Genomic DNA, 18,587 nt, shown 5'->3' on the forward strand with positions numbered 1-18,587 from the left:
TCGCATCGCAAGTCATTGTAGAAACCATTATGGAAGCCGAACAACTCAATATCATCGCTAATCGTCTAATCGACTTAGGCGAGCGCAACAACGACCTTAGGGGGTATCTTTGACTTTGAGACTAAGTCTCAGCGTCTAGAAGAAGTTAATGGCTTGTTGGAAGACCCGAAAGTTTGGGATGACAACAAAAAAAGCCAAGCATTAGGTAAAGAAAAGCGTGCATTAGAGCTTGTCGTGCACAGTCTACAGGCAGTTGAAAGCAGTTTAAACGATAGTCGCGAGCTATTTGAAATGGCGCGTGAAGAAAACGATGATGACACTTTATTAAGTGTAGATGTCGATTCACAAGCGGTAGAAAAACAGGTCGCTGAGATGGAATTCCGCCGTATGTTTTCTGGCGAGTTAGATCCAAATAACTGTTTTATCGAATTTCAATCGGGCAGTGGTGGTACAGAAGCGCAAGATTGGGCGGCTATGCTGCTCCGTATGTATCTACGTTATTGCGAACGCAAAGGCTTTAAAGTTGAAGTGCTAGAAGAGTCTGATGGCGATGTAGCAGGCATCAAAGGCGCATCGATTAAGGTGACTGGTGACTATGCTTACGGCACTTTAAGAACAGAAAATGGTGTGCATCGCTTGGTGCGTAAATCACCGTTTGATAGCAACGCCAAACGCCACACTTCATTTGCCAGCGTTCAGATTTTCCCTGAAGTCGATGATTCAATTCAAATTGATATTAACCCAGCTGACTTGCGTATCGACACTTATCGCGCCAGTGGGGCGGGTGGTCAGCATATTAACAAGACTGATTCTGCGGTGCGTATTACCCATCTTCCTACTAATACTGTGGTGCAGTGTCAGAATGACCGCTCACAACATCGCAATCGCGATGAAGCGATGAATATGCTTAAGGGCGCGTTGTATAACCTAGAACTAAACAAGCGCAATGCAGACAAACAAGCGCTTGAAGATGCTAAAACCGATATTGGTTGGGGGCATCAAATCAGGTCTTATGTGTTAGACCAAGGCCGCATTAAAGATTTACGTACCAATGTAGAAATTGGTAATACGCAAGGCGTGCTTGATGGCGACCTTGACCCATTTATACAAGTCAGTTTGAAGCAGGGAGTTTAAGAATGAGCAGCCAAGAGAATAACCAGCAAAATAATGAAGTAGTCGCCGTAGACGAAAACCACGTGATTGCAGAGCGTCGTGAGAAGCTAAAGTCCATTCGTGAAGCCACAGGTGGCGTAGCGTTTCCTAACGATTTTAAGCCGCAACATAAAGCAGCTGATTTAATCGCAGCCTATGCAAATCAAGAAAATGAGGCATTTGAAGCTACACCAGTTAACGTTGTAGTGGCTGGTCGTATGATGTTGAAGCGTGTGATGGGTAAGGCTAGCTTTGCAACCATACAAGATGGTAGCGGCGCAAATGCAGGCAGCCGTATTCAGCTTTATGTCGCCAAAGACATGATCAGCGAGGAAGTCTATGAGCAATTTAAACATTGGGATTTGGGTGACTTTTTAGGTGCAACGGGCCATTTATTTAAAACTAAAACTGGTGAGCTTTCAATCAAAGTCACTGAAATCCGTTTGCTGACAAAATCTTTACGCCCGTTGCCAGAGAAGTTCCACGGTTTGCAAGATCAAGAAGTTAAATATCGTCAACGTTACGTAGATTTAATTACTAGCGAAGAAACACGTGCGACTTTTGTTGCACGTAGCAAAGTCGTTTCTGCGATTCGTAATTTTATGATTCAAAATGAATTTTTAGAAGTTGAAACGCCGATGTTACACCCGATTCCGGGTGGTGCTTCAGCTAAGCCATTCATTACGCATCACAATGCTTTAGATATGCAAATGTACATGCGTATCGCCCCAGAGTTATATTTGAAACGCCTAGTTGTTGGCGGTTTTGAGCGTGTGTTTGAAGTGAATCGTAACTTCCGTAACGAAGGCTTGAGCGTTCGTCATAATCCAGAATTCACCATGATGGAATTTTATGCGGCTTATACTGATTACCAATGGTTGATGGACTTTACTGAAAACTGTATTCGTACCGCAGCCATCGCAGCACGCGGCACTGCAGTGCTGGAATACCAAGGTCGTGAGCTAGATTTAAGCAAGCCATTCCAACGCTTAACGATTGTTGGCGCTATTCAAAAATACGCACCACAATACACGCTTGAGCAGTTAAACGACGAAGCTTTCTTGCGTGCTGAAATCCTTAAACATGGTACAAAACCTTTTGATCACGCTGGTTTAGGCGCATTGCAATTGGCATTGTTTGAAGAAACTGCTGAAAGCCAATTGTGGGAGCCAACTTATATCATCGACTACCCAGTTGAAGTTTCACCATTGGCGCGTGCCTCAGACAAAAATCCAGAAATCACCGAGCGCTTTGAATTGTTTGTGACTGGTCGCGAAATTGCAAACGGGTTCAGCGAGTTGAACGATGCGGAAGACCAAGCCGCACGCTTCCATGCGCAAATGAAAGCCAAAGAAGCGGGTGACCATGAGGCAATGTTCTATGATGCGGACTTTATTCGTGCTTTGGAATACGGCATGCCACCAGCAGGCGGTTGCGGTATCGGTATTGATCGCTTAGTCATGATGATTACCGACAGTGCAAGTATCCGTGATGTAATTTTGTTCCCGCACATGCGCGCTGAATCTTAAGTTAGATGTAGAAGACATGATAAAAACCGCAAGCTGAAAAAATTAGCTTGCGGTTTTTTTACGTCATATATTTTTTTAAATGACACCAGTTCATATCCAGACAAGTTAACTGATGTAACTCAGATTTTTAGGAACACTCAATGTCAAAACATCTTCAATTAGGTTTGTTAGCAGCTTTGTTGCTCGTTAACGTTGGCAGCACATTAAGGGCACAAGAATCTGCTCAATTTGATTGGTCTTCACTACCTACAAAGCCAAACGCTAATAAGCATGCAAGTGTTTTGGCTACTTTCCAACTGCCAGACACTGATATATCTACGCTGAATCCTAATATTGATTTAGGCGACAATGCTCAAGCAGTTAAGAACGGTTACCCCAATCGCCATATTCCTGGTATTGGTTCAGCGATTGTTGCTATACCGAATAAACCAGGTGAGTTTTACATGTTAACGGACAGGGGTCCGAATTTTGACCATACTAATTGGCTCGGTAGCATGAATGGTAAGACTTTTCCATTACCTAAATTCACTCCAGCAATCGTGCATGTAAAGCTCACTCAAGGCAAAGGTGCAATTGGGCGGATTGAAGTGATTCGTGCCATCCCGATTGTTGATAGCAAAGGTAAACCAGTGACTGGTTTAAGCAATCATGAAGTTGATGAGCAACCATACTCAGGCAAGTCAAACTCACCATTGAGTTATCACCCCGCGGGCTTAGATACCGAAGCTTTGCAACTTTTACCTGACGGTAACTTTTTAGTCTCAGAGGAATACGGGCCTAGTATTGCAGTCATTGACACGAGCGGTCACGTGCTGATGCGCTATGTGCCTATTGGCAAGACCTATGATGGTGTAAATTACCCTGTCAAAGAAATATTGCCATCAATCTATAAGGAGCGACGTGGTAACCACGGCTTTGAAAATGTCAGTGTCACGCCAGACGGCAAAACCGCTTACGCAACCCTGCAAAGCCCGATGGGAAACGAAAACAAGAAAGCATATAAAAAAAGTCGGTTGGTTAGAATCTTGCGCTTAGATATTACAAAGCCTACAGATGCAAAAGTCACTGGGATGTTTGTAGTATTGCAAAGCGATAAATCAGCCTATCCAAAAACAGATAAGCAAAAAGATCTGAAATACTCCGATGCTGTAGCAATTTCGCAAGATAAGCTTTTGTTACTAGAACGCGCGACCAATAAAGTGAAGTTAATCGAGGCTGATTTAAGCCTAGCAACCAATATCCTTACACATATAGATATGAATACTTTGCTATTTGAGAAGGAGGGCGAAAAGTTAGGTAAGCTCACTATTACACCCGCTAGCACAAGAGAAGTATTCGATAGCCACGATGTGCGTTCAAAAATTGATACTGATAAGCTGGAAGGTTTAGCGGTTTTATCGTCCAATGTTGTGGTGCTAAGTAATGATAACGATTTTGGCGTAGGTGAAAATACCAATAATTACCCTAGTAAAGCATGGGTCGTGCGTTTAGGTAAAAGCCTACTTATACCTTAATGTAGGAGCGGCTTGCAGCCGCGAACAACCCAAGAGTAAACTCTAAGGCGATGTTTGACCATCTACTCTCTGACCCACGCTGGAGCATTCGGGGCTGCAAGCCCCTCCTACTAAAGCTAAACAACGCCCGCTAAAGTAATTTAGTAGGCGTTGTTTATTGTTGTAAGCATGCAACAATGCTGTTGCTAATTACCCAGCGATTAGTTCTTTGTCATCAAATTGTCATAAAAAAATAACAAACTGCTCGTGTTGAAAAAATACATTGATGCAGTTAATTTTATGAGGAGATTTTTGATGAATTTTAAATTACGTAACATGGTAGCCGCAACGCTAGCAGGTTCAGTTTTAATGGGCTTTGGCACAAGTGCAATGGCTGACTCTACATTTGATTTAGTACAAGCTTTAGTTGCTAAAGGCGTATTGACAGAGGAAGAAGCATTACCATTGTTGAAAGGTCGTGAAAATGACATTCAAGTAGCAGATAAAAAAGTTAAAAAAGCAGCTAAATTGGGCATGGCAGATGCTATTGATAACGCTACTTTATATGGCGATATTCGCGTTCGATATGAAGATCGTCAAGGTACAGGCGCAACAACTGGCGCAGATGTTGATGAGACAAGAGAGCGAGCGCGCTATAAGTTGACACTTGGTGTTAAAACTGAATCTGGTGATTGGTATACAGACTTAGCGTTAGCGATGGGCGCAAATGGGCGCTCAGACAATGCTACGTTTGGTAAATCTGCTACTACAAATATTAATGATAAAGAAACAGTGTTTGTTAAACGCGCCATGGTTGGTTACAAAGCTACTGATTGGTTAGCGATTGAAGCGGGTCGTATGAATAACCCACTATATACAACACCTATGGTATGGGACGCTGACTTGAACTTTGAAGGTTTAGCTGAAAAAGTAAATTACAAGATGAACTTTGCAGATTTATTCTTCACTGCAGCTCAAGCACAATATCAAGGTGATAGAAAAGACTTTAGTACTACAGGTGATACTATTACTACTGAACTATTTGCATTCCAAGGTGGTGGTCGCTATCTATTTAATGACACAACATCAGCCAAAGCTGCTTTAACTTACACTAAATACAGCCACAACACTAGCAATACATCATTTAAACCAGGAACTGGTACTGACGGTGCGGGTGCTGCTACGGTGCCAGGTACAGTTAATGCTGCAGGTACAGCTTTTGTTCCTGCTGTTGCCGCAAAACCAGGTTATGCAATTGCTGCTTCTGGTGTAAATGATTTAGATACGATAGAAATTCCAGCTGAAGTTAACTTCATGGCTAACAGCAGTATTGGTGTTCGTTTATTTGGCGATTATGTATACAACACTAACGCTGATGACCGTGCAAAGCATTCAGGGTTAGCTGCAGCAGCTAACGGTTCAGACGGTAGTGATGATACTGCATGGATGTTGGGTGTAGCTGTTGGTTCAGCTAATGACTTTAAATCGTTTGAAGCTAATAAAATGGTCAAAGGTGATTGGTCTGCACGTATTTGGTACCAAGACGTTGGTGTTTGGTCAGTTGACCCAAATGCCGTTGATTCAGACTTCATGGACTCACGCGTTAACATGAAAGGTACTATCTTAAAGACACAATATAACTTCACAGATAATGTTTATGCTAACTTTGCATACGGCCACGCAACACGTAAAAATAACACTTACGGCGCTGCTGGTGCTGCACAAGACTTAGCTTTAAACTTAAAAGATTTTGATTTAGTTCAATTAGATCTAACATACAAATTCTAATTAGTTAGTTAAGTATATAAAGCCCGTTCTCGTGACGGGCTTTTTTTCGTTTGGCGACATACCGTATGTACATCTCAAAAAGTACAATCAGGTATAATTCGCGTACATAGTTTTGAAAGGTAAACCGCATGTACCAACACCCGTTACTTAATCGCGATAAGATGTCTCCACAAGAGGCTTTGGATATTTTGATTGAAGGTAATCATCGCTTTACTCATAACCAAACTTCAAAAAAAGATTACCAGTCTTTAATTGAAATTACGAAAGATAAGCAACATCCATTTACTTCATTTTTAAGTTGCAGTGACTCTCGCGCACCTGTGGAATTATTGTTTGATCAAGCTTTGGGTGATGTGTTTAGTGTGCGTTTGGCGGGTAATATTGCTTCAGATAAAGGGATTGGTAGCTTAGAGTTCGCAAGTAAATATTTAGGTTCTAAACTAATTGTGGTGCTTGGCCATACGAGTTGCGGCGCGATAAAAGCGGCTTGCGATAATTTCAGGGAAGGCCATATTGGCGAGATTATTAATCATATTCGTCCAGCTGTTCGTCAAGAGAAAACGGTGCTGGAGTCGCGTGATTCAAGTAATGAAGATTTTGTAGCTAAAGTATGTGCGCAGAATGTTAGAGTGCAAATTAAGCAAATTTTGCATAGCAGCGACATTATTGAAGATATGCTCAACGAGAAGAAAATAGGCTTGATTGGCGCTGTTTACGATATATCTACAGGCCAAGTTAACTTTCTAGAAGAAACCTTAAAACTCTAAAAGCTTGAAGCTTTTAGCTGAAAAAGGTGCCAAATAAATAGAAGGCCTAGCGGTGGCCTTCTTTAGCCATATTGATTGAGTACTTAGGTATTTCAACCACCAAATCTTCAGTACCTACAAGCGCTTGGCAAGATAAGCGCGAGTTAGGTTCTAATCCCCAAGCTTTATCTAATAAGTCATCTTCTTGATCATCTGATGGATTGAGTGATTTAAAACCTTCGCGCACAATCACATGGCAAGTAGTGCAAGCGCAGGCTTGGTCACAGGCGTGGTCAATATCAATATGGTTTTTTAACAATACCTCACATATCGAATCGCCTGTTTTAGCTTCAATCGCTGCACCATATGGGCAGAGTTCTACATGTGGCAGTATGATAATTTGAGGCATTTTGTTTCCTTGCTAAATTTTTTCATTATTTCCACCTGCGCGGAAATGAAGGCGTTATAAGTTGATTGAATCTAAGTTTTTACCGCTTAATGCATGGCTCACGCTAGCATTCATGCGAGCTGCAGCAAATGCTTCGGTCGCGTGATTTAAAGCATCTACAGCTTTATTAATGGCGGCAGCATCTTCAGCTTGGCTAATCGTTTGCAGATTTTGTATTTCAGTTTCTATGGCTTGCTTTTCCTGTTCACTTATCAAGTGGCTGTCCGCTGCTAGTGCTAACGTGACTGAATTAATAATGGCACCTGCCGATACGCGAGCCTCAGCCAGCATACGTGCCACTTTGTCAGCTTCTGCACTGCCGAATGATGATTTCAGCATATGCGTGATTTCATCTTCGCTCAGTCCATACGATGGTTTAACGACTACATGCGCTTCAACACCGTTCGTTTGCTCACGAGCACTGACGGAAAGTAAGCCATCAGCATCTACCTGAAAAGTCACGCGTATACGTGCTGCGCCTGCCGCCATTGGTGGAATGCCGCGTAGCTCAAAACGTGCTAGGGAACGACAGTCGGCTACCAACTCGCGCTCGCCTTGCACCACTTGTATGCTCATGGCCGTTTGACCATCTTTGTAAGTGGTAAAGTCTTGCGCACGGGCAACGGGCAACGTGCTATTGCGTGGGATAATTCTTTCCACCAAGCCGCCCATAGTTTCTAAACCTAAAGAAAGCGGGGTCACATCCAATAACAACAAGTCATCTTCGCTGCGGTTACCTACTAAGGCATTCGCTTGAATTGCTGCACCGAGTGCAACCACTTTGTCTGGGTCTAAATTTGTCAGAGGCGTTTGTTTAAAGTACTCTTCAACAGCATGTCTCACTTGTGGCATGCGTGTAGCACCGCCAACTAATACAACGCCTTTAATATCTTCGAGCGTAAGTTGTGCATCGCGCATGGCTTTACGAGTAGGTGCAAGCGTTTTAATCACCAACTGCTGTGTGAACTCTACAAATTGAGTCGCGCTAAGCGTTACATCAACTAACAACCCATTATTCAAGCGGCACACAATCTGCGCTTCATGGTTATCTGTTAACCATTCTTTTGCCTGACGCGCCTTGGTCAATAGCAAGCGTGTGTCGTTCTCACTTAGAGGATTAAAGTCACTGGTACTTTCTCTAATTCTATCTAATACCCAGCAATAAATGCGGTGGTCGAAATCGTCACCACCAAGTGCAGAATCACCATTTGTCGCAAGCACTTCAAACACGCCTTTGGTCAGCTTGAGTATCGATACATCAAAGGTGCCTCCACCTAAATCATAAATGACAAATGTGCCTTCCGCAGCGTTGTCTAAGCCATAAGCCACAGCAGCAGCGGTAGGTTCATTCAGTAGACGTAACACATTCAATCCAGCTAAGCGTGCGGCATCTTTTGTAGCTTGGCGCTGTGCATCATCAAAGTAGGCTGGCACTGTAATCACTACACCAATTAAATCGCCGCCAAGTGATTTCTCAGCGCGGGCTTTAAGTGTTTTCAAGATTTCAGCAGAGATTTCTACTGGCGTTTTTAAACCAGCGCGGGTTTGAATTTGTAATAGTTTGGTGGCGTTTGAGCTATCTACAAAGTTATATGGAATGTGTGCTCTGTCTGCAATATCCTTTAGACTGCGTCCCATAAAACGCTTGGCTGAGGCAATGGTATTGACAGGATCCGCACTTTGTTGAGCTTGCGCATCGTGTCCAACAACTACGTCACCCTCGGGCATATAACGCACTACGGACGGCAATAGCGCATGACCATGCTCATCTTGCAGTACAGTAGCCATCCCACTTTTAACTGTGGCCACTAGAGAGTTTGTGGTGCCAAGGTCTATACCCACTGCCAACTTGTGTTGGTGTGGTGCGGCACTCATGCCAGGTTCGGATATTTGCAGTAATGCCATTAGATAATTGCCATCAGTTTATTGCTATCTTAAATGTCTATTTGTTCTATTGCGCGATTAATGTCTTCAGACACTTTATCGATAAAAATGAGCTTACGAGTGGCATCAGTGGCAGCGGTATAATCTTTCTGCACATCTAGCAAACTAGTTAAGCTATCTTGCAAGCTTTTTGCTTCAACTCGAATTTCAGCTAATAAGCTATCTAAAGCAGTGATATCTTTAGCCGATACTGCATCTTCCGTCGCTTCACGCCATTCCATTTGCTGCATCAAAAAGTCTGTAGGCATGGCTGTATTAGTTTCGCTAATCGCAGTGATGCCTTGCAATTCTAATAGATATTTAGCGCGATTAGCCGGATTTTTAAGGCTTAGATAAGCTTCATTTGCTAGCGTTGCTTGTTGCATGGCACTTAACTTTTCTGCTGCTGGAGCAGTCACAAACCTGTCTGGGTGAGACTCAGATTGTATCTTGCGAAAATTGCTTTCTAGTGCGGCTAACTCAATATTAAAAATTGGTTCAAGTCCAAACAACTCAAAGTAATTCAAACTCACACTGTAAAGCTTTCACCGCAACCACATTCGTCTTTCACGTTGGGATTGTTAAACTTAAAGCCTTCATTTAAGCCTTCTTTGGTAAAGTCTAATTCTGTACCATCGATGTAAACAAGGCTCTTAGGGTCAACAATCACTTTAACGCCGTGACTTTCAAACGTGGTGTCTTCTGGATGCATCTCATCTACAAACTCCAGTGTATACGCCATACCTGAACAGCCTGTAGTTTTCACGCCCAAACGTAGGCCAATGCCTTTGCCGCGATTGGCAAGGAATTTTTCTACGCGGTTAGCCGCGGTTTCTGTCAGTGATATTGCCATAGATTACGCAGTCACTTTCGCGGCTTGTTTTGCTTTAATGTCAGCAACAGCTGCTTTAATTGCATCTTCTGCCAATACTGAACAGTGAATTTTTACTGGTGGCAATGCTAACTCTTCAGCGATTTCTGAATTCTTAATCGCATAAGCTTCTTCTATGGTGCGGCCTTTAAGCCACTCTGTTACCAAAGAGCTAGACGCAATGGCTGAACCACAACCGTAAGTCTTGAATTTAGCATCTTCAATAATGCCGCTATCATTCACTTTAATCATTAATTTCATTACATCGCCACAAGCTGGCGCGCCAACCATACCAGTACCTACGTTTGGATCGTTTTTGTCTAACGTACCAACGTTACGCGGGTTTTCGTAGTGGTCTAAAACTTTGTCTGAATATGCCATTTTCGTACTCCTCTAGTGGGCAGCCCATTGAACTTTAGAAAGATCAACGCCATCCTTAAACATTTCCCAAAGCGGGGATAATTCTCTTAATTTATCAATTTTGCTTTTCATCAAGTTGATTGTGTAATCAACGTCTTCTTCAGTCGTGAAGCGGCCAATTGAGAAGCGAATTGAACTGTGTGCTAACTCATCAGTACGACCTAACGCACGCAATACATAGCTTGGCTCTAAACTGGCAGATGTACATGCAGAGCCGCTTGAAACAGCAATGCCTTTCACGGCCATAATCAGAGATTCACCTTCTACATAGTTGAAACTGATATTCAAGTTATGTGGCACGCGGTGTTCTAAATCACCATTCACGTAAACTTCTTCCATGGTTTCTAGTCCATGCAACAATTTATCGCGTAAGCGGCGAATGCGTGCGTTTTCCAAATCCATTTCTTCGCGAGCAATTCTAAACGCTTCGCCCATACCAACGATTTGATGCGTTGCTAATGTACCTGAACGCATTCCACGCTCATGACCACCACCGTGCATTTGCGCTTCAATACGAATACGTGGTTTACGGCGAACATACAAAGCGCCAATGCCTTTAGGGCCGTAAGTTTTATGTGCACTGAAGCTCATTAAGTCGACAGGTAATTTTTCTAGATCAATATGTATTTTACCTGTGGCTTGCGCCGCATCTACGTGAAAAATCACGCCATTTTCACGACAGATATTGCCGATTGCAGTAATGTCTTGAATCACGCCAATTTCATTGTTGACCAACATCACAGACGCTAACACAGTATCAGGACGAATCGCTGCTTTGAATTTCTCTAAATCTACTAAACCATTTGGTTCTGGTTCTAAAAAGGTAGCTTCAAAACCTTGGCGCTCAAGTTCACGTATTGGGTCAATCACCGCTTTATGCTCAGTTGCTACGGTGATAATGTGTTTGCCTTTGCCGCTGTAAAAATTAGCTGCGCCTTTGATTGCAAGGTTGTTTGATTCAGTCGCACCAGACGTCCATACGATTTCGCGCGGGTCTGCACCCACTAATTTGGCGACTTCTTCACGTGCATTTTCAACGGCTTTTTCAGCAGTCCAACCATACGGATGGCTACGTGAAGCTGGGTTGCCAAAATCTTCCGTTAAATATGGAATCATTTTTGCGGCAACGCGTGGATCCACAGGTGTAGTTGCTGAATAATCCAAATAAATCGGATGCATACTATCCTCTGCGTGTTTTGAAACTGGCATTTCTAGTGAAGCTGACATTCTTTTATTTATCCTTGCATTTTATTAAATCGGTTTGGGTTGTGTAGTGCCGGCTAAAAAATTCGACCTACAAAACCTTAATTAAGCGGCTATCGCCGTCAATTGTTTTAATCTCAAAATTTCATTATTCAATGTGGCCAAAAAACTTGCCACTTGTGCTGCAGTGTTGTGTGCACCAAAACTAACTCTTACTGCGCCACGTGCCAAATCTGCCGGTATGCCCATCGCCAAAAGTACGTGGCTAGGTTCAGTACTGTCGCTAGAGCAAGCTGAGCCGCTAGCAACCGCGTAACCTTTACGATCTAAGGCCATGACCAGTGTTTCACCTTCAATATTGTCAATCGCAAAAAAACTCGTATTCGGTATGCGTGCTACTTGTTTGCCGAAAATACTGACATCTAATGCTTGTAAACCTTGCTCAAGCTGATTGCGTAACGCTGGAGTGTGAGCCGCAAAATTCGCCCGATTACTCATGGCTAATTCACAGGCTGCACCAAAGCCAACAATTGCCGCAACGTTTTCTGTGCCGCTGCGTAAACCTTTTTCTTGCCCACCACCATGCAATAGTGGCTGTATATCCATTTTCTTATCTACTATCAGTGCTGCGGCACCTTGTGGGCCATGAATCTTATGACTGGAAATAGTCATTGCATTTACATTTAAATCTGCAAAATTCAGATCAATCTTACCAAGTGCTTGAACTGCGTCCGTATGCATGAACGCACCTGCACTTCGAGCCATTTCAGTAATAGAGCCAAGCTCCTGTATGACACCTGTTTCATTGTTTGCCAACATGACTGAAACCAAGCCAGTTGGTGTGTTTAACTGTAGTTTAAATTTCTCTAAATCCACTTTTCCGTTTGCATCGACTACAATTTTTTGACTGACATAGCCATGTTGTTGCATCGCTATCGCTGGTCGAGTCACGCATGGATGCTCAATGGCGCTAGTTAAAATTTGTCGTGCAGTCGCCGCTGATTTAATTGCTGCAATGCCTTTTACTGCAAAATTATTAGCTTCAGTGCCACACGAAGTAAATACTACTTGCGAGGTATAGGCGCCACAGGCTTCAGCTACTTGAGCTCTTGCATGTTCCACGGCATCACGCGCTGAACGACCAAAAACATGGCGACTGGTTGGGTTGCCTGCTTGGTTTGTCATCCAAGGTAACATGGCTTCCAATACGCGATTATCAAGCGCAGTAGTCGCATTATGATCAAAATAGATATTGGCCATTGCTAAAGTATCGTGAGTGCTAAACGACTGCAGCCTCGATAGCTGAACCTTTCTGGCTGCAAGCGCTGTTCGTGCGCGGCATAATGGTAACTTTTTTATCTGATGTCTGTGACGCAACCATATCGGCTAAGCTTACGCCGGCAAGGTAATCTAAAATCTTCGTGTTGAGCGTAGACCATAAGTCGTGCGTCATACAGCGACCTTCATCTTTACAGTTTTCTTGGCCACCGCAGTGCGTTGCGTCGATTTGTTCATCTACCGCATTGATGATTTCAGCTACTGAAATATCTGCATAGTTTTTTGCAAGCTTGTAGCCGCCGCCAGGTCCGCGCACACTGTTCACTAAGCCTTGACGGCGCAAGCGGCTGAATAGTTGCTCTAAATATGAAAGTGAAATGCTTTGACGTTCGCTAATACCTGCGAGTGTCACGGGTTTAATTTCATTAAGCTCACTACCTGCAATCTTACTCTCGCTATTAGCTAGCGCCTCGTGCAAGGCTAAGTCCAGCATCGCAGTCACAGCAAAACGACCTTTTGTTGTAAGTTTCATTAGTAAATAGCACCTATATAATTACAGGCAATTTTATAATACCTGATAACTTTAGTCAACTATTAGCCCATTTAAGTTCACTCGATTACACAACTCATTTAAGTTGCTTAATAATCCAAATGTAAGGAAATTTATTGATGACTAGTGACTTTTCTAGGTGATTATTCTGACGTGATTTTCTTAGTGGCTCTGCTTTTTATTGGTTGATTTACATCAAATGCCGTAGCAACCTTAGTATCACTAGTTTCATCATTACTAAGCGCTTGTAGCTGCAATGTTAATTCAGCTAATTTAGCATCTTGTGCTGCACTGTGTTCTAGCAATACCTGTAGCGCCTTAGACATTGCTTCATGATTAAACTTATCGTTATCGTCAATTACCGCATAAGCCGTAAAGCTGGCGCTTTTGCTAGACTCTTCTTTATTGGCTTTCTCTTCTTCTAAAATCCGCGCTGGTATACCAACAGCTGTAGCATTGGCAGGTACATCTTTAACCACAACTGCATTTGAGCCGATTTTCGCACCAGTTCCTACGGTAATTGGACCGAGCACTTTTGCGCCAGCACCAATCACCACGCCACTTTCAAGCGTCGGGTGACGTTTACCTTTGTTCCATGAAGTGCCTCCTAATGTGACACCATGGTAAAGCGTGCAATCATCACCAATCACTGCCGTTTCGCCAACGACTACGCCCATGCCGTGGTCAATAAATACACGGCGACCAATTGTGGCGCCTGGGTGAATCTCAATACCTGTGAGCCAGCGAGCTAGATGCGAATTAAAGCGCGCAAGCCAATATAAGTGCTGCTTCCATAGCCAATGTGATAGGCGGTGCATCAGCAACGCATGTACGCCAGGGTAAGTTGTAAGGATTTCCCAATGTGTGCGCGCCGCAGGGTCGCGCTCGAACACGATGGAGATGTCTTCTTTTAAGTGATTGAACATAGCGATATTATGCCATAACTTGTAATGTCGATTGCTTTAAAAGCAATGAATATGCTGGCATTGATGAACTTATGTTGAGTGATGTGTAACTCAGATTTAATTAATACTTAGTATGTTTTTTCGGTTCTATCGTTAACGTTAGAATACCTCTAAGCAAGTTAACTTCTTCTTTTTCTAGCTTGGCGCGGGCATAGATACGACGTATACGCTCGCTGAGTTTCTTGGGAGCGTTGGGGTTGAGGTAGCCGATTTTAATGAGGGTATCTTCCAGATGCGCATATAAACCTTCTAACGCTTCATTGGTGGCGTATTCGGTTGGCGTGGTTTCATCCAGCTTACCTTCAAGCACAGCCATACGTATTTCGTAACACATGACTTGCACTGCGGCGGCTAGATTCAGCGAAGAATATTCAGGGTTTGCTGGAATCATGGCAAGTAGTTGGCAGCAATCCAATTCAGCGTTCGAAAGACCGCTCATTTCTGTGCCGAATACCAAAGCAATAGGCTGAGTAGCCGCTATTTTACTGGCTCGCAGCGCGGCTTCACGCACATTTACAAGTTCATGCGAAATTTGACGTTTACGTGCACTCATGCCGATAGCTAGCACGCAGCCTTGCAATGCTTCGCTTAAAGTTTCGGTTACGATTGCATTTTCGAGTAAATCTGCCGCGCCAGCTGAAAGGGCAGTGGCATGGGCGTCTGGAAACTTATCTGGTTTGACCAAATATAAATGCTTCAACCCCATGGTTTTCATTGCGCGTGCTGCTGAGCCAATATTCCCAGGATGACTGGTTTGGCATAGCACTACACGTACATTGTGTAAGGGTTCAGCTTTTGCTGAGTCTGATTTTATTGCGTCTAAATTTGCTGTCATGACATATCACCATTAAAGTGTCATTTTATCATTCTAAACTCTGCACTATATGGATTTTGAACATTTAAATCTGCTGTATGGTCATGAAGCGTGATTAAAACTTTAATGCAGCAAAGATATTGTAAAAATTAAATTGTTTAAATGTTAAAGGTATACTGGGGTATGGTTCGTGCAAATATTTTAGTCATAGGATGATGAAGAAACTTATTTTTTTATTAAGCGTTGCGATGATTATGTTTTCAAGTACGTTGTTTGTGAATAAGGTACTCGCAGCGGACTCTCTGATTAGACCAAGCAATGTCGCGGTAGTCGTAAATACGGCTAATAAGAATAGTCTGGCTATCGGCCAGTATTATTTAAAAGCACGCGGCATTCCGTCGAGCAATCTTATTCAAGTCAACATCCCTGGAAATCCTAAAAAGCTCACGGTTGAGCAGTTTAATCAGCTCAAGCAAGCTATTGATGAAAAACTGAAACCGGAGATGCAAGTAATCCTGCTGGTTTGGACTGCGCCTTATGCGGTGGAGTGTAACGCAATTACGTCTGCACTGACATTAGGTTTTGATGCGCAGCAGTGCAAAAAAACTTGCGACCCTGGCAAAATGAGTCCTTATTTTGATAGTGCTACGACACAGCCTGTTGATGCGGGTTTGAGGCTATCAATGATAATGCCCACGGAATCGGTGGATGAGGCAAAAGCATTGATTGATCGCGGCGTATTAAGCGGATTTATGATGAGTGAAGCGAGCGCTTATTATTTAAATACCTCAGACAAGCTGCGCAGTTCTAGAGCTGAGTTTTTCCCAAAATCTATGCAGATTCCTGAGAGAAAGCTACAGATACAAACTTTGCAATTAGACGCAATTGAAAATATGAAAGACATCATGGTGTATGAAACTGGTCTTGCGCATGTGCCAAAGCTGGATACATTGGGATTTATTCCTGGCGCGCTTGCGGACCATTTGACTTCATTTGGTGGAGACCTGCTCGGAGGCGGTCAAATGAGTAGCTTGAAATGGCTGGAAGCTGGCGCTACAGCTAGCTATGGTACCGTGTCAGAGCCTTGTAATTATTGGCAAAAGTTTCCTAACCCTACCGTGCTGCTTGCGCATTATCTTTCAGGCGAAAGTGCCGTGGAAGCTTACTGGAAAAGTGTTGCATGGCCAGCGCAGGGGTTGTTTATTGGTGAGCCTTTAGCGAGTCCATACTGTAACTCTTGCAGAGTGTTGCAAAATGTTCAGTGAGGTTTGAGTTGGTATTTGAGTTATTAGCATTAGACACATAGGACTCCATTTGCAGCCATTACACTTAACGCTGAAATCACGCGTGCCACAAGTCACGATTACCAAGCTGATCATTGCGGCAAACATTATAGTTTTTGTGGCCATGCTGTCCAAAGGCGCAGGTTTTTGGCATTCGCCCAATGCTATTCAACTTGCTTGGGGGGCTAATTTCGGCCCAGCAACGCAAGATGGCGAGTGGTGGCGTTTATGTACGGCGATGTTTCTGCACTTTGGCATCATTCACCTGCTGGTAAATGTATGGTCGCTTTGGGATGCGGGGCAACTGGTTGAGCGCATGTATGGGCATCTTCGGTTTGCTGGCATTTACGTATTGAGTGGGTTAACTGGCAACTTAGTGTCACTGGTTATTCAAGGGAATGCTGCGGTGTCTGGCGGTGCGTCAGGCGCTATTTTTGGCGTTTATGGCGCACTGCTGACTTTCCTCTGGCGTGAACGAGAATCGATTGCGCGTTATGAGTTTCGCTGGTTGTTCTGGGGCGCTTCGGTGTTTTCTGTGGCGACTATCGTGTTTGGTTTTATTGTGCCAGGGATTGATAATTCCGCCCACATAGGTGGTTTTTTAACGGGTATTTTCAGTAGTATTTTACTTTCGCAATCCATTGAGGTTAAGCCTGTATCGCGCAATACTAAGTTGTTAGCTGCTGGCGTTATTGTGCTCGCCTGTGTGGTTTTGGTGCTGAATATTCCAGCACCTAAGTATCGCTGGAGTGATGAGTTGCTATTGCGTAAGAAAGTGGATGAGTTTTTATTGAAAGACCAGGCCATTAATCGCTCTTGGCTACAAATTATGCATGAGGGTAATAAAGGCGAAGCTACGTTTGATTCATTGGCGAATCATATAGATGAGGAGATTAGCGAGCCTTATGAACAAAGTTTTGAGCAATTATCACAATTGCCGAGTGACCCGGCATTGCCCTCAGCCGCTAAACTTAAAAACATATTGCAGTATGTTGAAAAAAGAAAGTCTGAGTCACAAGTGCTGGCGGATAAAATGCGAAGTAAACCTATTATGCAGCTGCCGCAACCTTAAAATATCTGTTTGCGCCAAAACTTTAAATTACTCAGGTCAATATCGTTCATGGCAATTGGTGAATACGTGAAATAGTATTAAAATGCTGACTTATCAGTTCTTTAACATGAATTTAAAGCTTGAGTCATTACTTAAGTATTCAAGGTTAAGTAATGGTCAAGCCATACTTAGCCTAAATTTTATTCAATACAGGTTAAAGCAACAGACTACCAACAAAGATTCGAGAAAATATGCATCCTATGTTATCCAATGCAGTGAAAGCTGCACGCCGCGCTGGCAATATTATTACACGTGCCTCTGAAGACGTAGGCTCACTCAAAATTCAAACCAAAACTTACAATGATTTTGTCACTGAAGTAGATAAAGCTGCAGAGGGTGCCATTATCGACATGCTGAAGGATTTGTATCCAACGCACGGATTTTTGGGTGAAGAAAGCGGCGAATCGAATTCTGAAGCTGATTTCATTTGGATTATTGATCCGTTAGACGGCACTACCAACTTTTTACATGGCATGCCGCAATATTGCATCTCAATCGCCTTGCAAGAACGCGGCGTATTGACGCACGCGGTAGTGTATGACCCAAATCGCAATGACTTGTTTACCGCAACCAAAGGTCGCGGTGCATTCTTAAATGACAAGCGTATTCGTGTGTCGCAACGTACAAAGCTGCAAGATACTATTATCGGTACAGGCTTTCCATTCCGTGATTTCACGCATCTAGATACCTACTTAGATATGCTGAAAGACATGATTAAAAAGACCACAGGGATTCGCCGTCCAGGTTCAGCCGCATTAGATTTGGCTTACGTGGCTGCAGGTTGGTATGATGGTTTTTGGGAAATTGACCTGTCAACTTGGGACGTCGCCGCAGGCGGTTTAATCGTGCAAGAAGCGGGCGGTATTGTGGGAGACTTTGAAGGTAATGAGTCATGGCTTAAAACAGGCAATATCGTTGCTGCCAACCCAAAAATATTCTCTCAAATGCTGCAAACCTTAAGCCCGCATTTAACTGACGATTTAAAAACACCTAAATAACGATGATAGAACACG

Annotated in this window: 18 protein-coding genes; 8 read left to right on the forward strand and 10 right to left on the reverse strand. The window is 43.3% G+C overall.

Annotated features, from left to right (window positions below):
• Window positions 1-29 precede the first annotated feature (29 nt).
• The 5 genes from prfB to PSU72_RS08315 all read left to right on the forward strand — a co-directional run bounded on the left by prfB (window position 30) and on the right by PSU72_RS08315 (window position 6,729).
• Window positions 30-1,134 (forward strand): peptide chain release factor 2 gene (prfB, locus tag PSU72_RS08295; protein ID WP_300431858.1). Its coding sequence is split into 2 segments (ribosomal slippage): window positions 30-110 and window positions 112-1,134, totalling 1,104 coding nucleotides; the frame shifts between segments, so codons are not numbered across the junction.
• A gap of 2 nt (window positions 1,135-1,136) precedes the next feature.
• Window positions 1,137-2,681 (forward strand): lysine--tRNA ligase, encoded by a 1,545-nt coding sequence (lysS, locus tag PSU72_RS08300; protein ID WP_300431859.1) that lies wholly within the window; start codon window positions 1,137-1,139, stop codon window positions 2,679-2,681.
• Window positions 2,682-2,821: 140 nt separating this feature from the next.
• On the forward strand, window positions 2,822-4,195 hold the full coding sequence (locus PSU72_RS08305) for an esterase-like activity of phytase family protein (RefSeq protein WP_300431860.1): 1,374 nt from the start codon (window positions 2,822-2,824) through the stop codon (window positions 4,193-4,195).
• Between the two features lie 294 nt (window positions 4,196-4,489).
• Window positions 4,490-5,962: a putative porin gene (locus PSU72_RS08310; protein WP_300431861.1), complete on the forward strand. Its 1,473-nt coding sequence runs from the start codon at window positions 4,490-4,492 to the stop codon at window positions 5,960-5,962.
• A 128-nt stretch (window positions 5,963-6,090) separates the two neighbouring features.
• Complete coding sequence (locus PSU72_RS08315; protein WP_300431862.1) at window positions 6,091-6,729, forward strand: carbonic anhydrase; 639 nt, start codon at window positions 6,091-6,093, stop codon at window positions 6,727-6,729.
• 46 nt (window positions 6,730-6,775) lie between these two features.
• Here the strand turns inward: PSU72_RS08315 and fdx are convergent, their stop codons facing one another.
• The 10 genes from fdx to PSU72_RS08365 all read right to left on the reverse strand — a co-directional run bounded on the left by fdx (window position 6,776) and on the right by PSU72_RS08365 (window position 15,201).
• A complete protein-coding gene (gene fdx / locus PSU72_RS08320; protein ID WP_300431863.1) occupies window positions 6,776-7,117 on the reverse strand; it encodes an ISC system 2Fe-2S type ferredoxin in 342 nt (113 codons plus the stop codon).
• 54 nt (window positions 7,118-7,171) lie between these two features.
• Window positions 7,172-9,061: a Fe-S protein assembly chaperone HscA gene (gene hscA / locus PSU72_RS08325; RefSeq protein ID WP_300431864.1), complete on the reverse strand. Its 1,890-nt coding sequence runs from the start codon at window positions 9,059-9,061 to the stop codon at window positions 7,172-7,174.
• 29 nt (window positions 9,062-9,090) lie between these two features.
• A complete protein-coding gene (gene hscB / locus PSU72_RS08330) occupies window positions 9,091-9,612 on the reverse strand; it encodes a Fe-S protein assembly co-chaperone HscB (protein ID WP_300431865.1) in 522 nt (173 codons plus the stop codon).
• Window positions 9,609-9,932, reverse strand: a complete 324-nt coding sequence (gene iscA / locus PSU72_RS08335) for an iron-sulfur cluster assembly protein IscA (protein WP_300431866.1) — start codon at window positions 9,930-9,932, stop codon at window positions 9,609-9,611. The genes hscB and iscA overlap by 4 nt, the downstream gene beginning before the upstream one ends.
• Before the next feature lie 3 nt (window positions 9,933-9,935).
• Window positions 9,936-10,331, reverse strand: coding sequence for a Fe-S cluster assembly scaffold IscU (gene iscU / locus PSU72_RS08340; RefSeq protein WP_013148656.1), 396 nt, complete (start codon window positions 10,329-10,331; stop codon window positions 9,936-9,938).
• Window positions 10,332-10,343: 12 nt separating this feature from the next.
• A complete protein-coding gene (locus tag PSU72_RS08345; RefSeq protein WP_300431867.1) occupies window positions 10,344-11,597 on the reverse strand; it encodes an IscS subfamily cysteine desulfurase in 1,254 nt (417 codons plus the stop codon).
• A gap of 81 nt (window positions 11,598-11,678) precedes the next feature.
• Complete coding sequence (locus tag PSU72_RS08350) at window positions 11,679-12,833, reverse strand: cysteine desulfurase family protein (RefSeq protein WP_300431868.1); 1,155 nt, start codon at window positions 12,831-12,833, stop codon at window positions 11,679-11,681.
• A gap of 19 nt (window positions 12,834-12,852) precedes the next feature.
• Window positions 12,853-13,383, reverse strand: a complete 531-nt coding sequence (locus tag PSU72_RS08355; RefSeq protein ID WP_300431869.1) for an Rrf2 family transcriptional regulator — start codon at window positions 13,381-13,383, stop codon at window positions 12,853-12,855.
• 161 nt (window positions 13,384-13,544) lie between these two features.
• On the reverse strand, window positions 13,545-14,327 hold the full coding sequence (gene cysE / locus PSU72_RS08360; protein WP_300431870.1) for a serine O-acetyltransferase: 783 nt from the start codon (window positions 14,325-14,327) through the stop codon (window positions 13,545-13,547).
• Window positions 14,328-14,427: 100 nt separating this feature from the next.
• Window positions 14,428-15,201 (reverse strand): RNA methyltransferase, encoded by a 774-nt coding sequence (locus PSU72_RS08365; protein ID WP_300431871.1) that lies wholly within the window; start codon window positions 15,199-15,201, stop codon window positions 14,428-14,430.
• Between the two features lie 227 nt (window positions 15,202-15,428).
• On the opposite strand from PSU72_RS08365, the gene PSU72_RS08370 reads away from it, so the two are divergent.
• The 3 genes from PSU72_RS08370 to PSU72_RS08380 all read left to right on the forward strand — a co-directional run bounded on the left by PSU72_RS08370 (window position 15,429) and on the right by PSU72_RS08380 (window position 18,572).
• On the forward strand, window positions 15,429-16,445 hold the full coding sequence (locus tag PSU72_RS08370; RefSeq protein ID WP_300431872.1) for a TIGR03790 family protein: 1,017 nt from the start codon (window positions 15,429-15,431) through the stop codon (window positions 16,443-16,445).
• A 49-nt stretch (window positions 16,446-16,494) separates the two neighbouring features.
• The gene (locus PSU72_RS08375) at window positions 16,495-17,535 is read left to right on the forward strand and encodes a rhomboid family intramembrane serine protease (protein WP_300431873.1); all 1,041 of its coding nucleotides are present in this window, start codon (window positions 16,495-16,497) and stop codon (window positions 17,533-17,535) included.
• 230 nt (window positions 17,536-17,765) lie between these two features.
• On the forward strand, window positions 17,766-18,572 hold the full coding sequence (locus tag PSU72_RS08380; protein ID WP_013148648.1) for an inositol monophosphatase family protein: 807 nt from the start codon (window positions 17,766-17,768) through the stop codon (window positions 18,570-18,572).
• The last annotated feature ends 15 nt before the right edge of the window (window positions 18,573-18,587 follow it).

The organism is Methylotenera sp. (genome assembly GCF_029945535.1).
In the GTDB taxonomy this organism is placed as follows: Bacteria; Pseudomonadota; Gammaproteobacteria; order Burkholderiales; family Methylophilaceae; genus Methylotenera.

Excerpts from the sequence above, each read along its gene's own strand:
- hscA (WP_300431864.1), bottom strand. The coding sequence starts at position 9,061 with ATGGCATTACTGCAAATATCCGAACCTGGCATGAGTGCCGCACCACAC.
- iscU (WP_013148656.1), bottom strand. The coding sequence starts at position 10,331 with ATGGCATATTCAGACAAAGTTTTAGACCACTACGAAAACCCGCGTAAC.
- PSU72_RS08370 (WP_300431872.1), top strand. The coding sequence starts at position 15,429 with ATGATTATGTTTTCAAGTACGTTGTTTGTGAATAAGGTACTCGCAGCG.
- lysS (WP_300431859.1), top strand. The coding sequence starts at position 1,137 with ATGAGCAGCCAAGAGAATAACCAGCAAAATAATGAAGTAGTCGCCGTA.
- PSU72_RS08305 (WP_300431860.1), top strand. The coding sequence starts at position 2,822 with ATGTCAAAACATCTTCAATTAGGTTTGTTAGCAGCTTTGTTGCTCGTT.
- PSU72_RS08350 (WP_300431868.1), bottom strand. The coding sequence starts at position 12,833 with ATGGCCAATATCTATTTTGATCATAATGCGACTACTGCGCTTGATAAT.
- PSU72_RS08380 (WP_013148648.1), top strand. The coding sequence starts at position 17,766 with ATGCATCCTATGTTATCCAATGCAGTGAAAGCTGCACGCCGCGCTGGC.
- PSU72_RS08365 (WP_300431871.1), bottom strand. The coding sequence starts at position 15,201 with ATGACAGCAAATTTAGACGCAATAAAATCAGACTCAGCAAAAGCTGAA.
- PSU72_RS08345 (WP_300431867.1), bottom strand. The coding sequence starts at position 11,597 with ATGTCAGCTTCACTAGAAATGCCAGTTTCAAAACACGCAGAGGATAGT.
- PSU72_RS08355 (WP_300431869.1), bottom strand. The coding sequence starts at position 13,383 with ATGAAACTTACAACAAAAGGTCGTTTTGCTGTGACTGCGATGCTGGAC.
- iscA (WP_300431866.1), bottom strand. The coding sequence starts at position 9,932 with ATGGCAATATCACTGACAGAAACCGCGGCTAACCGCGTAGAAAAATTC.
- PSU72_RS08310 (WP_300431861.1), top strand. The coding sequence starts at position 4,490 with ATGAATTTTAAATTACGTAACATGGTAGCCGCAACGCTAGCAGGTTCA.
- fdx (WP_300431863.1), bottom strand. The coding sequence starts at position 7,117 with ATGCCTCAAATTATCATACTGCCACATGTAGAACTCTGCCCATATGGT.
- cysE (WP_300431870.1), bottom strand. The coding sequence starts at position 14,327 with ATGTTCAATCACTTAAAAGAAGACATCTCCATCGTGTTCGAGCGCGAC.
- PSU72_RS08315 (WP_300431862.1), top strand. The coding sequence starts at position 6,091 with ATGTACCAACACCCGTTACTTAATCGCGATAAGATGTCTCCACAAGAG.